The 14,197-nt window shown below is 72.5% G+C and carries 11 protein-coding genes; 6 read left to right on the top strand and 5 right to left on the bottom strand.

The window, feature by feature from the left end; all coding sequences use genetic code 11:
* Positions 1–44 precede the first annotated feature (44 nt).
* Entirely contained in the window at positions 45–1,667 is a 1,623-nt protein-coding gene (lnt, locus tag ACWIHY_RS13550; protein WP_454375805.1) for an apolipoprotein N-acyltransferase, read from the bottom strand.
* 182 nt (positions 1,668–1,849) lie between these two features.
* Here lnt and ACWIHY_RS13555 point away from each other — a divergent pair, with 182 nt between their 5' ends.
* Positions 1,850–2,941: an O-antigen ligase family protein gene (locus ACWIHY_RS13555; protein ID WP_454375806.1), complete on the top strand. Its 1,092-nt coding sequence runs from the start codon at positions 1,850–1,852 to the stop codon at positions 2,939–2,941.
* On the opposite strand, the gene ACWIHY_RS13560 is transcribed toward ACWIHY_RS13555, so the two are convergent.
* Positions 2,938–3,492 carry a hypothetical protein gene (locus ACWIHY_RS13560; protein ID WP_454375807.1) on the bottom strand — a complete coding sequence of 185 codons (555 nt, stop codon included), beginning with the start codon at positions 3,490–3,492 and terminating at the stop codon, positions 2,938–2,940. The genes ACWIHY_RS13555 and ACWIHY_RS13560 overlap by 4 nt on opposite strands.
* A 69-nt stretch (positions 3,493–3,561) precedes the next feature.
* Positions 3,562–4,344 carry a glutamate racemase gene (locus ACWIHY_RS13565; RefSeq protein WP_454375808.1) on the bottom strand — a complete coding sequence of 261 codons (783 nt, stop codon included), beginning with the start codon at positions 4,342–4,344 and terminating at the stop codon, positions 3,562–3,564.
* Between the two features lie 58 nt (positions 4,345–4,402).
* Between ACWIHY_RS13565 and ACWIHY_RS13570 the strand changes: the two genes are divergently transcribed.
* On the top strand, positions 4,403–5,593 hold the full coding sequence (locus tag ACWIHY_RS13570) for a glycosyltransferase (RefSeq protein ID WP_454375809.1): 1,191 nt from the start codon (positions 4,403–4,405) through the stop codon (positions 5,591–5,593).
* A gap of 16 nt (positions 5,594–5,609) precedes the next feature.
* On the opposite strand, the gene ACWIHY_RS13575 is transcribed toward ACWIHY_RS13570, so the two are convergent.
* Positions 5,610–6,887 (bottom strand): TerD family protein, encoded by a 1,278-nt coding sequence (locus ACWIHY_RS13575; protein WP_454375810.1) that lies wholly within the window; start codon positions 6,885–6,887, stop codon positions 5,610–5,612.
* A 259-nt stretch (positions 6,888–7,146) separates the two neighbouring features.
* On the opposite strand from ACWIHY_RS13575, the gene ACWIHY_RS13580 reads away from it, so the two are divergent.
* The 4 genes from ACWIHY_RS13580 to ACWIHY_RS13595 all read left to right on the top strand — a co-directional run bounded on the left by ACWIHY_RS13580 (position 7,147) and on the right by ACWIHY_RS13595 (position 11,699).
* Positions 7,147–7,614, top strand: a complete 468-nt coding sequence (locus ACWIHY_RS13580) for a DUF6643 family protein (protein ID WP_454375811.1) — start codon at positions 7,147–7,149, stop codon at positions 7,612–7,614.
* A 42-nt stretch (positions 7,615–7,656) separates the two neighbouring features.
* A complete protein-coding gene (locus ACWIHY_RS13585; RefSeq protein ID WP_454375812.1) occupies positions 7,657–8,481 on the top strand; it encodes an MOSC domain-containing protein in 825 nt (274 codons plus the stop codon).
* A 76-nt stretch (positions 8,482–8,557) separates the two neighbouring features.
* Entirely contained in the window at positions 8,558–9,163 is a 606-nt protein-coding gene (locus ACWIHY_RS13590) for an Rv1733c family protein (protein WP_454375813.1), read from the top strand.
* A 130-nt stretch (positions 9,164–9,293) separates the two neighbouring features.
* Positions 9,294–11,699: a right-handed parallel beta-helix repeat-containing protein gene (locus tag ACWIHY_RS13595; protein ID WP_454375814.1), complete on the top strand. Its 2,406-nt coding sequence runs from the start codon at positions 9,294–9,296 to the stop codon at positions 11,697–11,699.
* Here ACWIHY_RS13595 and ACWIHY_RS13600 read toward each other — a convergent pair.
* Positions 11,669–14,038 (bottom strand): hypothetical protein, encoded by a 2,370-nt coding sequence (locus ACWIHY_RS13600; protein ID WP_454375815.1) that lies wholly within the window; start codon positions 14,036–14,038, stop codon positions 11,669–11,671. The two genes, ACWIHY_RS13595 and ACWIHY_RS13600, sit on opposite strands and share 31 nt — an antisense overlap.
* Between the last annotated feature and the right edge of the window lie 159 nt (positions 14,039–14,197).

Below are 14,197 nucleotides of genomic sequence, written 5' to 3' on the forward strand. Positions count from 1 at the left end.
GCTCCGGGGCGCGGAACTCACGGAACTCGCAGCGTCGCAAAAGCTCATGCGGACGTTCCCCGGCGCGCGCGTACGGCGCGGAACACGGCCCACCCGAGACCGGCCCCGGCGAGCACCACCAGTACGCCCTCGGGGATCGTGCCGAGGCGCGTCGCGGGGGTGAGCGAAGAGCGCAGCGGCACTTCGGCGACCAGGGCGTCCGGAGTGAACATCTGTGTCTTCTGTACGACCTTCCCGTCCGGCTGGATGACGGCACTGACTCCGCTGGTCACGGGAACGACGACGGCACGGCTGTGCTCGACGGCCCGCACCCTGGACATCGCGAGTTGCTGGTACGTCATCTCGCTGCGCCCGAAGGTGGCGTTGTTGCTGGGTACGGTGATGAGCTGGGCGCCGCCGGTGACGGTGTCACGCACCGCCCAGTCGAAGGCCGCCTCGTAGCAGGTGGCGAGCCCCACCTTGGTGCCGGCGAGGTCGAAGACGCCCACCTTGCTGCCCGGGCCGAAGTCCCTGCGTACGCGGTCGACATCCGAGCTGAAGAGCCGTACGAAGGAACGCATCGGGATGTACTCGCCGAACGGCTGGACATGGCGCTTGTCGTACGTCGCGACAGGGCCGCGCTCCGGGTCCCACTCGATGAGCGTGTTGCGGAGCTTTCCCGTGTCGGGCGTGAGTACCGCTCCGACGACCGTCGGGGCGCCGATCGCGCGAACGGCCCGGTCGATCACCGTGCGGGCGTCGTCGTTGCGGTAGGGGTCGAGGTCCGAGGAGTTCTCCGGCCACAGGACGAAGTCGGGCTGGGGCACCTTGCCGGCCCTGACGTCGTCGGCGAGCTCCTCCGTACGCCGTGCGTGGTTGTCCAGCACCGCGCGGCGCTGGTCGTTGAAGTCGAGGCCCAGCCGCGGCACGTTGCCCTGGATCGCGGCGGCCGTGGCGGTGCCGTCCTGCGCGGAGTCGTCGACGAGCGGCAGGGCGGCCAGCGCCGCCGTGACCGGTACGAGGACCGTCAGGGCGGCGATGGCCGCCCCCCTGCGCGGTACTTCACGGGTCGAGCGGTATGTGCGGAACTGGCGTACCGCTTCGTAGAGGCCGAAGCCGCACAGCACGACCGCGAACCCCAGCACGGGCGTACCGCCGACCGCGGCCAGGGGAAGGAAAACGCTGTCCGCCTGCCCGAAGGCGATCTTGCCCCAGGGGAAGCCGCCGAACGGCACGCGCGCCCGCACGGCCTCACTCAGGATCCACACGGCCGCGCCCCACACAGGCCACAGCGGCAGCCGGGTCACCATGGCGATACCGACGCAGCACACCGCGACGAACAGCGCCTCGGCGGTGGCGAGCGCCAGCCACGGCACCGGGCCCACCTCTTCGCCCGTCCAGCTGAGCAGCGGCAGCAGGAAGCCGAGGCCGGCGAGGAACCCGAGGCCGAACGCGGCCCGCGCCCGGCGCCCGTACAGGCACGCCGCGAGCAGGGCGAACCCGGGCAGCACCAGCCACCACAGCGGACGGGGCGGGAAGCTCGCGTACAGGAGCAGACCGGAGAGAACGGCGGCCGCGGGGGCAACGAGCCGGGTCAGCATTCTTCCGCTTCTCCCGCGAGTGGTGTCGTCGGAGGGCGGGGCCGGCTGTCGCGCGGGCTGGTCTATGGCGGTGGGGGTGGCGCTCACGAGGCGGAGTCTACGGTGGCCGGGCGGCAGACGGGGAGCGCGGCCTCGGCGGCCGAAGCAACGTTCCTGCGCAACTTGTACACACATCACCGCCCCTGCCGTTACCGTGTGCGCCAGTCCCCGGCACCCGGCCCGTCCGGCCGTGGTGGGCGGGGCCCGTCTCAGGTCGGGGGGTCGACGGGATGGCTGCACCGGCCGTGGGTTCCGGCGCGCGCGAACGCGGAGAGCTCACCGATGCCGCCGGCGTCGTGATCCTGGGCGGCTGCGCCGTCTGGTCGCTGGTCGCCGCCGCGGGGCGGGAGGCCAGGCCCGAAGGTGTCCTGCTGGCGGTGCTCGCGGTCGCCGGCGGGTACGCGTGCGGCCGGATCTGTGGCTCGCTGCTGCCGGTCGCCACCGCCTCGGCCGCCGCGCTCGCCGCACTCGCCCTGGCCGTCTCGCTGCGTCCGGACCACGGCCTACCGGGTGATCTGCCGGGCGCGGTAGCCGGCGGCCACAGCTTCGGGAGCACGGGCGCCACCGCCGCGCTGCTGGCGCTGGCCTCGGGCGCGGCCTGCTGTGCGGCATGGGCCGCCCGTGCGTATCCGCTGCGCTGCGCGCTCCGGGTGCTGGCGCTCGGGATCGCCGTGACGGGACTGATGCTCGGTTCTGTGGCCGGCTTCATGGGGGCGCTCGGTGTACTGCTGTGTTCGCTCGCCGCGGCACGGATGCGCCGCAGGGCTGTGGGCCTGGCGGGCCTGGCCCTGGCGACCGGGCTCGTGGTGGGTGGTTCGTGGGCGGTGGCCGAGGACGCGCTGCCGGGTGGTCTCACGGTCTCGCTCGAGGGGCAGCTGACCACGAACCGGGTGCTGCTGTGGCGTGACGCGCTCGGCCTCGCCAAGGAGTACCCGGCGCGCGGCGCGGGCCCCGAACGGTTCGGCAGGCTGAGCCCCACCGCGCAGCAGACGCCTCGCTCCGACGGCAAGCCCCACTCGGCGCCGTTGCAGCTGGCCGCCGAGCAGGGCGTCGCGGGGGCCGTTCTGCTGGGCGCCGCGTTCGGCTGGATGCTGTACGGGCTGTGGCGCTCCCCCCGCGACACGCCGGTGGTCCTGACGGCGGCGACGGCACTCACCGCTGTCGCGGCGCTGGCGGGCATCGGCAACGCGCTCAGCTTCACGGCGGTGACCGCGGGAGCGGGGGTGCTGGCGGGGCTCGCCACGGCGCGGCGGCTGTCGGACGACGGGGGCGGCGACGCGGCCGCCTCCGGGACGGAGGCCGCGCGGGCCAACGGCCGTTAGCGAAGCTTGCCGGTCGCGGCCGCGTGCAGGCGGGCGCGGATGACACGTACCGCCGTTTCCGCGTCGTCCACGGTCACCGTGAAGATGCGGCCGTCACCCAGCCGCAGGACGACCCCTTCGCCTCTGCGGACGATCACGCCCATCCCCTTGCCGGGGCGCCAGCGGTAGCCCCAGCCGCCCCAATGCCGTGGCGTGACTCTCGGCACGAACTCCGCCCGCACCACATGGGCGAGCAGGATGCGCCGACGCGGCAGACCGATGTGGCCGCAGCGGACCTCGAGCGCGTCGCTGTCGACCTTGACGGCCACATGAACGAAGGCGAGCGTCCCGAAGAGGATGAGCAACCCGGCCGCGAGGCAGCCCACGACCGACATCACGAGCGGGGCGACGCCGGAAGTCCAGTTCGAATCGACGGCCAGCTTGACACCGAGTGCGAGACAGCCGACGCCGACGGCAGCGAGCAGCCACTGCGCACGGTTGGTCGCGCGTCCGGTCCAGATCACGGGAAGGGGCTCCGTGACCCGCCCCTCGCTGTGGGGGTGGTCCTTCATGCGTAGCAGCGTACTCACGTTCCGCGTCAAGGGCAGCGCCGAGCCGGGACCCTGTCGGCCGGACGGTGCTCAGCGCGCGGCGTCGACCGTGTCCAGCAGGCGGCCTTCGGCGTACGCGAGCGCGGCGGCGGGCAGCGCTGAACCTCGTCCGCCGAGCAGCACGGTGATCGTGCCCGGTGTGGCCGCGGGGGCCGGCTGCGCGCCGATGCGGCGCAGGGCCTGGGCGGCCACGGCTTCGGCGGATCCGTGGAGCACCACGGGCGGCAGGCCGTGCGGCTGTACGGCGGCGCGGATGCGCTCGGCGACCAGTTCGTAATGGGTGCAGCCCAGGACGACGGCCCTTACATCCCGCGGGGTGAGGACGGCGGCCGCCGCGATCGCCCGGCCGATGGCGTCCTCGTCGGCGTGCTCCACGGCGTCGGCGAGACCCGGGCACGGCACTTCGGTGACGGCGACGCCTTCGGCGAAGTCACGAATGAGGCCGCGCTGGTACGGACTGCCCGTGGTCGCGGGAGTGGCCCAGATGGCGACGGGCCCTCCGCCGACGGCGGCCGGCTTGATCGCGGGCACGGTGCCGATGACCGGGATTCCAGGCTCCAGCTCCGCGCGGAGTGCGGCGAGGGCGTGCACCGACGCGGTGTTGCAGGCGACGATCAGCGCGTCGGGCCGGTGCTCGGCCGCGGCGCGCGCCACCGCGAGTGCGCGCTCGGTCACGTCGGCCGGCGTACGCGGGCCCCAGGGCATGCTGTCGGGGGCGGAGGAGAGGACCAGATCGGCGTCGGGCCGTATCCGGTGCACCGCAGCGGCCGCCGCCAGAAGGCCGATTCCCGAGTCCATGAGCGCGATCTTCACCCGGTCACCATAGTCGACCGCCCTCGCTCGGCCCTCGGGGTGGGGCAGACTGCGGCGGATGAGCGCTGTTGCGTGGATCGCCCTCGTATCGCTGGCCGCCTGGGTGTGGCTGTTGCTGGGCCAGGGATTCTTCTGGCGTACGGACCAGCGGCTGCCGCGCCGCGAGGACCCCGACGCGTGGCCCGATGTCGCCGTGGTCGTTCCGGCCCGCGACGAGGCAGAGATGCTTCCCCTGAGCCTGCCGACGCTCCTCGCGCAGGACTACCCGGGGCGGGCGGAGATCATCCTGGTCGACGACGGCAGCGCGGACGGTACGGGCGACCTGGCGCGGGAGCTGGCCGGACGGCAGGGCGGGCTGCCACTGACCGTGGTCTCGCCCGGCGAACCGGAGCCGGGCTGGACCGGCAAGCTCTGGGCCCTGCGGCACGGCATCGCCCTGGCCCGCGCGCGGGGACGGGAGTGCGAGCGCGAACCGGAGTATCTGCTCCTCACGGACGCCGACATCGCGCACGCTCCGGGGAGCCTGCGCGAGCTGGTGGCCGCGGCCCGTACGAACCACCTCGACATGGTCTCCCAGATGGCGCGGTTGCGCGTCGTCAGCGGGTGGGAGCGCTTGGTCGTTCCCGCGTTCGTGTACTTCTTCGCACAGCTCTATCCGTTCCGGTGGGTCAACAGGGCGGGGGCCAGGACCGCGGCGGCCGCCGGCGGCTGTGTGCTGCTGCGGACGGAGGCCGCGGCACGCGCGCGCGTGCCCGACTCGATCCACCAGGCGGTGATCGACGATGTGTCGCTCGCCGGGGCGGTACAGCGCAGTGAGGGCACCCTCTGGCTGGGGCTCGCCGAGCGGGTGAACAGTGTGCGCCCGTATCCGCGGCTCGGCGATCTGTGGCGGATGGTCTCGCGCAGCGCGTACGCGCAACTGCGGCACAGCCCGCTGCTGCTCGCGGGAACGGTCGTGGGGCTCGCGCTGGTGTATCTCGCGCCCCCGCTCACGCTCTGCGCCGGTGTGCTGTCGGTTGACGCGGTGGCGGCTTGGGCGGGCGGCCTGGCGTGGGCAGTAATGACCGGTACGTACCTTCCCGTTCTGCGTTACTACGGCCAGCCCCTGTGGCTCGCGCCGCTGCTGTCCTTCACCGCTGTCCTCTATCTACTGATGACAGTGGACTCCGCGGTACAGCACCACCGGGGGCGGGGCGCGGCCTGGAAGGGGCGTACGTACAGCCGCCCTGAAGCCGCGCCCGAGAGCTGAAGCGGTCGCCCGGCGGTCACTTCCTGCCGGGTGACCAGTTCATGCCCCACCCGTACGCGTGGTCGATGGTGCGCTGCGGGCTGACACCGCGCTCCGGTACGAGATAGCGCGCTTCGCGGCGCACGGTCAGATCGCCGCCCTCGTTGGTGATGAGGGCCAGCGCCGCGACGGTGGAGGGCACGGTGCACTCGTCGAGCGAGAAGTCGATGGGGGCGCCGTTCTGCGGCGTGAGGGTGACCGTGGCGTGCAGGTCGGCGAAGGACCGGGCCCCTTCATAGACGGCGACGAAGATGAGGAGGCGGCGGAGCTTGTCCTTGTGGTCGAGGTTGATGGTCAGGTTCTCGCCGGTGCTCACGGCCCCGGTGCGGTCGTCGCCGTCGAGATGGATGTACGGCGGCTGCTGCAGCGACCCGAAGGCGTTGCCGAGTGCCTGCACGACCCCCTTGCGGCCGTCGGTGAGTTCGTAGAGGGCGCACAGGTCGAGGTCGAGGTCGCCGTGCATGGCGACGGCCCTGCCCAGCTTGGCGGCCCAGCCCTTGAACTGCTTGCGCACCTCCCAGTTCAGGTTCACGCGCATCATGCCCGTGGTGCCGCCCTGTTTGGCGAGGGATACGGCGGGGGCTTCCTTGGTGAGTGTGATCTTGGTGAGGCGTACGGGAGCGGAGGAGGGCGCGGCCGGGGCGGCGGCCGCGACCGGCGCGGGGGCCGGAACCGAGACCGGAGGCGAGACCGGGGCCGGGGCGGGCGACTGCTGCTGGGGCTCGTCGACGCTGATGCCGAAGTCCCTGGCCAGCCCTTCGAGTCCACTGTCGTACCCCTGGCCCACGGCGCGGAACTTCCACGCACCCTGCCGCCGGTAGAGCTCACCGAGGACGAAGGCCGTTTCGGCGCTCGCGTCCTGGCTGTCGAAGCGGGCGATCTCCGTGCCGTTCGCGGCGTCCAGCACCCGGACGAAAAGTCCCGGCACCTGCCCGAAGTTGCCGCCGTCCGCCGAGGCCGCGACCACCACGGTCTCGACGGCGGCCTCCACTCGAGCGAGGTCGACGGAGAGCGTGTCCGTCACGCCGTCGCCGACGGGCGTCTTGCCCTCGTGGCGTACCGCGCCCGACGCGTGCGCCGGCTGGTTGTAAAAGACGAAGTCCGCGTCCGAACGGACCTTTCCCGACACCAGCAGGAGGCCGGATGCGTCGACGTCCGGTACACCGGCACCTGAACGCCATCCCAATTCGACGCGCACCGCCTGTGCCGGCACCGGCACATTGGTTCCTTTAAGCATGGACATGATCGCCCCCATCGCGACTGCGGGTGTCTGAGGATTTCTGTACGGCCAACCTATTCCCCGACGCTCCCCGAGCCCTCGAAGACGGTCTCAAGATCGCCCGGAGACCCTGGGTAACCCATGGCCAGCGCACTCTTTACACGATCTCAACGCGGTGCGGCGACCGTTTTTCCCAAGTTCGCTCGGATTAGGGATCCACCGTCACTCCCAACTCGTAAAACAACCCTCTTATCGGGCTCCCCAACCAGAACATCTTCGGCTTAACTTAGGTGCCATGACCTCCCCCCGCGCCACCTACGGCGGCGGTTACTACTCCGCCCCGTCCTTCCCGGACACTCCGATCTACGACTCCCTCGTCGCAGAACGGGGCACGCCCCAGATCGCTCCTATCCGGGTGCCCTCCGCGTACGACACCGGAAACAGCTATCTGCCGGCCCTCCCGGCGGCGCTTCCCGCACTTCCCGCGGCGCCTTCCTACTACGCCCCCAACCCTTCGTACGGTTACCCGCAGCAGGCAGCGCCCCAGCCGGCGCCGCTCCAGCACGCGCCCGCGCCGTACATCCCGCAGCAGGCATCGGGTCCGCGGGGTTACCCGGGTCCGCAGCAGTACCAACAGCAGCAGCCGCGCCAGGCCGCCGCCACGGGGTACGAGTCCATGCGCCCCGCGGCACCCCGTCCGGTGCCCGCGGCCTCGCCCTACGACGACCCGTACAACCACCAGTACCAGGGCCGGGGGTACTGACCGGACGTACGACTGTCGGACCTGGCTGGCAGGATTGGCCGCATGCCGAATTCCCTGCTCCATGCGGTCCATGTCTATCCGGTCAAGTCGGCGGCGGGGTACGCGCCGGACGAGGTGCGGGTCGAGCCGTGGGGTCCTGCCGGGGACCGCAGATGGATGCTGGTCGACCCTGCGGGCAAGGTGGTCACGCAGCGCCCTCAGCCGCGTCTCGCGCTGGCAGGTGCCGAGCTCCTGCCGGACGGAGGGATATGGCTGTCCGCGCCCGGGCGCGAGCCGCTGAGCGTTGCCGTGCCCGAGCCGGCGGGCACAGCGGGTGTGCAGCTCTGGAAGGACAAGGTGGACGTGGTCGAGGCGGACGCGGGGGCGCACGCCTGGTTCAGCGACTACCTGGGCACCGAGGTGCGTCTCGTCCATCTCGACGACCCGGCGCGGCGCCGTCCGGTCGCTCCGGCGTACGGGAGGCCCGGCGAGACCGTGAGTTTCGCCGACGCCTATCCCCTGCTGGTCACCACCCTCTCCTCGCTCGACGCCCTCAACTCCCTCATCGCGCAGGGTGACCACGCGGACGAGGGCCCGCTTCCGATGAGCCGATTCCGGCCGAACGTGGTCCTGGACGGCACCGCCCCCTGGGCGGAGGACGACTGGAAGCGGATCGCGATAGGGGACGTCACCTTCCGTGTCACCGAGCCGTGCGCCCGCTGTGTCGTCACCACCACCGACCAGCGGACGGCCGAGCGGGGCAAGGAGCCGTTGCGTACGCTCGCCAGGCACCGGCGCTCCGGCGACAAGCTGCTCTTCGGGCAGAATCTCGTACCGGAGGGAACCGGGACCATCCGTGTCGGCGATCCGGTGAGAATCCTCGAATAGGCCCCCTGACCGTGGGAACCCGCCGGGGCGGCCGACGCGTTGAAGAGGCGGACGCCGCGGAAGGGGGTGCGGGACCGTGCGGACTGCAGTGGGAGTGTGGCGCCGCAGGCACAGCCCCTTGTGCCGTAGGACCGACCTCGTCGAGGCATATGTGGCCTTCGCCGTCGTACTGCTGATCGCCCTCGTGGCCCCGGCGGCCGGATGGCTCTGCGGCACGCTCACCCATGAGGCACTGCGGGAGTCGGCGCGCGTCCAGCACGAGCAGCGCCACCGGACGACGGCCCTCGTCGTCCGGACCGCACCGGAGCCGGCCATGGTGTCCGACCCCGAGGTCTCGTCGGAGCGAGCGGGGCGCGCCCGGGTCGTGGCCCGCTGGACCGCGCACGACGGCACCCGGCACACCGGGACGGTGACGACCGGGCAGCGGATCGCACGTCCCGGCGACCGCTTCGAGGTGTGGACGAACGAACAGGGCCAGGTCGTCACCCGCCCCATGGACGACGCCACGGCCTCCACCCACGCCGCCATCGCGGGCATCGGCGCGGCGGCGGCCACGGCGGCGCTCTTCGAGAGCGGCAGGCGCCTGATCGTATGGCGGCTCATGCTGCGTCGGTACGACCGGCTGGACCAGGCATGGGCCAAGGCCGGTCCGGACTGGGGACGTACGGGCGCGGGCAGCTGAGAGTCCGCCGGGCGTCCTCACAGAGCCTCCCCCGGCAGGGCTGACCGGTCAACTCCCCTCCCCGGCGCGCGCTACGGTGGAGCGGCCAGTTCGTCAGCACGTCAGCACAAGGTGGGGGCACAGCAACGCCATGGCACAGGGCACGGTCCAGGTGACGCACACCGGCACGTCGCGGTGGCGGCGCCGCACAGGCGAATACGCCTCCCTCGCCGCAGCCCTGGAGGCCGCGGGGGACGGCGACGTGCTCACCGTCGCCCCTGGCACCTACCGGGAGAACCTCGTCGTCGAGCGCGCCGTGACCCTGCGCGGCCCCGAGGGGACGGTCGGCTCGGTCCGGATCGCCCCCGTGGACGGTGTGGCGCTGACCGTGCGCGCCTCCGCCGTGGTCCAGGACCTCTACGTCGAAGGGCAGGACACGGCCTCCCCCGCCCTGCTCGTCGAGGACGGCACTCCCGAACTGCTCGACCTGCGCATCGTGACGCGTTCCGCCGTCGGCATCGAGGTGCGCGGCGCGGCCCGGCCGACGGTGCGCCGCTGCACCGTCGACAACCCGGCGGGCGTCGGCATCGGTGTACTGGAGGGGGCGGGCGGGGTGTTCGAGGAGTGCGAGGTGGTCGCGGCCGGCCAGTCGGGCGTCTCGGTGCGCGGCGGCGCCCACCCCCGCCTGGAACGGTGCCGCGTCCACCACACGTCGGGAGCCGGCCTGTCCGTGACCGGTGAGGGCACTGGCCTGGAGGCCTTCGGGTGCGAGGTGTACGAGGTCAAGGGCACGGGCGTCCAGGTCGCCGCCCGCGCCTCGGCCCACCTCACCGACTGCACGGTGCACCGCACTTCGGCCGACGGTGTCACCCTCGACACCGACGCCGTGCTGACACTCTCCGACTGCGACATCCACGACATCCCGGAGAACGCGATCGATCTGCGCTCGCGCGCGGTCCTCACGCTCACCCGTTCCACGGTGCGCCGCTTCGGCCGCAACGGGCTGTCCGTCTGGGACCCCGGTACGCGCGTGGACGCCAACCAGTGCGAGATCCACGACAGTACGGGCGACTATCCGGCCGTCTGGATCAGCGACGGCGCGACCGCCGTTCTCGAGGGCTGCCGGGTGCACGACGTCCCGGACGCGCTGTTCGTACTAGACCGCGGCTCGCGCGCCGATGTCGTCGACAGCGACCTGTCCCAGGTCCGCAACACGGCGGTGTCCGTGAGCGACGGCGCGACCGCTCAGCTCGACGACTGCCGGATCCGCGAGGCGTCGACCGGTGCGTGGTTCCGCGACCACGGCAGCGGGGGCACCCTTTCCGGCTGCACGATCGACGGGGCGCAGACCGGCGTCATCGTCACCAAGGGGGCCGACCCGCGCATAGAACGCTGCACGGTCACCTCGCCCGCCGAGGCGGGCTTCTACGTGTCCGCCGAGGGCCGCGGCACTTTCCACGGCTGCCGGGTGACGGGGAGCAGCGGTTACGGCTTCCACGTGATCGACGGCTGCCGTACGACACTGACCCGCTGCCGTACGGAGCGCTGCGCGCGCGGTGGTTACGAGTTCGCCGAGGACGGACCGCTCGTCGAGGACTGCACCAGCGACGAGAGCGGCGTACGTACGCCGGCCCCCGAAATCCCCGCCGTGCTGACCGCGACGCAGACCACCGGGCTGCTCGGCGCGGTTCCCGGGCAGCGTGCCACAGAGTCCGTGACCGCCCCTCTGCCGGACGCGGAGCCGGCCCGTACGTCGAAGGCCGTGCTGGGTGAACTGGACGCTCTGGTGGGCCTGGAGAGCGTCAAGCGTGAGGTGCGGGCTCTCACCGACATGATCGAGATCGGCCGCCGCCGCCAGGAGGCCGGCCTCAAGGCCGCCTCCGTCCGGCGGCATCTGGTTTTCACCGGCTCCCCCGGCACGGGCAAGACGACCGTCGCGCGGCTGTACGGCGAGATCCTGGCCTCGCTCGCGGTGCTGGAGCGCGGCCATCTCGTCGAGGTGTCCCGGGTGGACCTCGTGGGTGAGCACATCGGCTCGACGGCCATCCGCACCCAGGAGGCGTTCGACCGGGCGCGCGGCGGTGTGCTGTTCATCGACGAGGCGTACGCCCTGTCCCCTGAGGACTCGGGGCGCGACTTCGGCAAGGAAGCCATCGACACGCTGGTGAAGCTGATGGAGGACCACCGGGAGGCGGTCGTCGTCATCGTCGCCGGATACACGGCGGAGATGGAGCGCTTCCTGAACGTCAACCCCGGCGTGGCCTCGCGCTTCTCGCGCACGATCACCTTCTCCGACTACGCCCCCGAAGAGCTGTTGCGGATCGTGGAGCAGCAGGCCGAGGACCACGAGTACCGGCTCGGTACGGGAACGGCCGAAGCGCTTCTCAAGTACTTCACGGCGCTTCCCAAGGGACCCGCGTTCGGCAACGGCCGAACCGCGCGGCAGACGTTCGAGTCGATGGTGGAGCGGCACGCCGGCCGGGTCGCCCAGCTCACCGAGATGAACACGGACGACCTGACCCTCCTCTACCCCGAGGACCTGCCCGAACTTCCCTGACCGAGAGAGGCGTCGGGCCGCTGCCGGGGCACCCCGCACGGCGGCAGCCGGTCGAGCAGCGCGGTCCTCTCCCGGTCGAACGCGGGATCCGCCTGGTAGTCGGAATGGCCGAGCACGGGAGCGGGCAACGGCTGTTCCCTGGTACGCCCGTAAGCGAGCGGGTCCTTGAGCGCCTCCAGGTCCACATCGGGCCCCTGCCCGCCCTTGACGCGTACGGGCCCGCCAATGGGATCGGTACGACGCCAGAGGTTGCGCCAGCAGTGCACTTCCTCACTCAGCGCGGCGAGACAGGCCGTACCGAAGAACGCCGGGAACCAGCGCCCGTACAGCCGCTCGAGGGGCGATCCGTACGTCAGCAGGGCGACCCGGCGCCGGGTGCGCGGCGGCAGTTGCCAGACCGCGGCCGCCGCGAGCACACTGCCCTGGGAGTGGCCGGAGATGACGAGCCGTCCGCCGGTGCGGTCGGTCCAGCTGGCCATCCGCCAGGTCAGGTCGGGTACGGCGCGCTCGGCGTAACAGGGCGGCGCGAAGGGGTGGGCGGCGCGCGGCCAGAACGTGCCGACGTCCCAGAGGATGCCGATGGTGCGGCGGGCCGCGGCATCGCGGTAGGCCCGGCGTCCCCACGTGACGAACAGTATGAAGCCGAAGCCGATCAACCAGGAGCCGAGTGCCTGCGCGGCCTGCGCCGCCGACGCGACGAAGTCGGGGGCGCCCGAGGCGGCCCTGCCCGGCACCTTCCCGGTCACCCAGGCACCCAGGAGCGCGGAGGCGCCCAGGAGGAGCGTGGCGGACGAGGTGACCCCGAGGATCGCCGGGGCACGGTCGGTGAGCGCTGCCATGGCACGGATGCGGGCGATACGGCGGGTGCGTACCAGGTCGGGCTCGGCGTCCGGGTACTCCTCCTCGATCTCGTCGGCCATGGCCCGCCGGGCGCGCCACGTGCGTACGGCGAAGAAGGCGCCCAGCGCCAGGAGGACGACGAGCAGCGGCGGGATGACGGACGCCTGCCAGGTGAGCAGGACCGGGGGCCCGTCGATGGTGGCGCCGGGCTCCCCCGGCGTGCCCGGCCCGTCGAGCCAGTCGGCGACGCGCTGGGCGACGCCGCCGGTCATGACGCCGCCCAGCGCGCAGGCGAGCATGGCGGTGGCGGGCCCGCCGAGTCCGCGCATCGCCGTACGGGCGTCGGGCACGCGCCGGTACATGGCGAGCGCGACGACGGCGAGCGCGACGACCAGGCCGCCCTGGGTGAGGGCGATGATGCCGAAGGTACGGTCGCCGGGGAGGCGGCCTTCGGAGACCCAGCCGGGGCGGGACCAGGCGGCGTACAGCATCGTCACGGCCAGCAGGGCGAGCGCGGAGCCGGGCAACAGGGTGGTGACCGCCCTGTCGAGCTTCACGTCGAGGCGGCTTTCGCTGCGGCCTCTGCGGCAGACCACCCACACCACGAGGGCGGCCCCGGCGACCAGGGCCAGTTCGAGCAGCCGGCCGGTCGCTTCGAGGAACGGTCCGGAGGCGTGGCGGTCGTAGCGGGCGCCCGCTACGGCGAGGGCGGCGGCGACCGTGAGGAACCCGGCGGCGGTGTGGGCGGCGCGCAGGCGGGCGACGAGGCGGCGGCCGTACCAGAAGCCGGGCATGCCGAGGGCGGGGCGGGCGGTCGCCTCGTCGGGGTCGGGCTCGGCGCCGGCGGGCAGCGGACGCTGGGACTCGTACGCGCTCCAGGTGCGGTTGGACAAGTACCAGAGCAGGCCGGTCAGCGCGGCGGGTACGAGGGCGGCCAGGGCGAGGCGCCGGCCCGGCTGGGCCCACCAGCCGTCCCGCGCGGCGGACAGGAAGCCGAGCCACGACTTGTCGCCGGAGCAGCGGGCGGAGCCCGCGCACTGCCAGGCGGTGAGGTCGAGCGCGACCTCGCAGGCGGCGGCGATCAGCAGCACGGTGAGGCTGAGGGCGAGGAGCCGCACCAGCACGCCGTACATCCGCACGGTCTTGGTGAGTCCGCGGGTGGTGGGCTGCATCCAGTGGGCGAGGTTGGCGACCATGAAGGGCAGCATGAGCAGCCACAGGGCGCGGGCGCCGTTGCCGGAGGTGAGGTTGCACCAGACGTAGGCCTCGGGGACCGGCCGCCGGTCCCGGGGCGCACCGCCCGGCTCTGCGGGGGGTTCCGCTCCGGTCTCCTCGGCGTCCTCGGTGCGGCGGTACACGGCGGCGGTCTCGTCGCCGGTGATCCGGACCGTACGCGGATCACCGAGCATGTCCTGGGGGGTGGTGCCGCCGACCCCGTGGACCAGGAGTTCGAGCGCGGCTCCGGCGTCGTCGTCGCGAGGCGGTGTGACACGGGGCACTTCTGTGGCTCGCTCTCGTGGTGGGAGGATCGTCTTCCGCGCACGGCGCGGCCGCTCAAGGATCCCGGATCGTGGACGGTCGTGACACGGCTCTGGCCGAATCTCACGGAATCTCCCCGAGGTCCGGCCGCCGAGCACCCGTGCGAGGATGAGCCACCC

The organism is Streptomyces sp. NPDC055287 (assembly GCF_053646035.1).

Excerpts from the sequence above, each read along its gene's own strand:
- ACWIHY_RS13580 (WP_454375811.1), top strand. The coding sequence starts at position 7,147 with ATGACCTCCCCCCGCGCCACCTACGGCGGCGGTTACTACTCCGCCCCG.
- ACWIHY_RS13595 (WP_454375814.1), top strand. The coding sequence starts at position 9,294 with ATGGCACAGGGCACGGTCCAGGTGACGCACACCGGCACGTCGCGGTGG.
- ACWIHY_RS13555 (WP_454375806.1), top strand. The coding sequence starts at position 1,850 with ATGGCTGCACCGGCCGTGGGTTCCGGCGCGCGCGAACGCGGAGAGCTC.
- ACWIHY_RS13585 (WP_454375812.1), top strand. The coding sequence starts at position 7,657 with ATGCCGAATTCCCTGCTCCATGCGGTCCATGTCTATCCGGTCAAGTCG.
- ACWIHY_RS13560 (WP_454375807.1), bottom strand. The coding sequence starts at position 3,492 with ATGAAGGACCACCCCCACAGCGAGGGGCGGGTCACGGAGCCCCTTCCC.
- ACWIHY_RS13570 (WP_454375809.1), top strand. The coding sequence starts at position 4,403 with ATGAGCGCTGTTGCGTGGATCGCCCTCGTATCGCTGGCCGCCTGGGTG.
- ACWIHY_RS13575 (WP_454375810.1), bottom strand. The coding sequence starts at position 6,887 with ATGGGGGCGATCATGTCCATGCTTAAAGGAACCAATGTGCCGGTGCCG.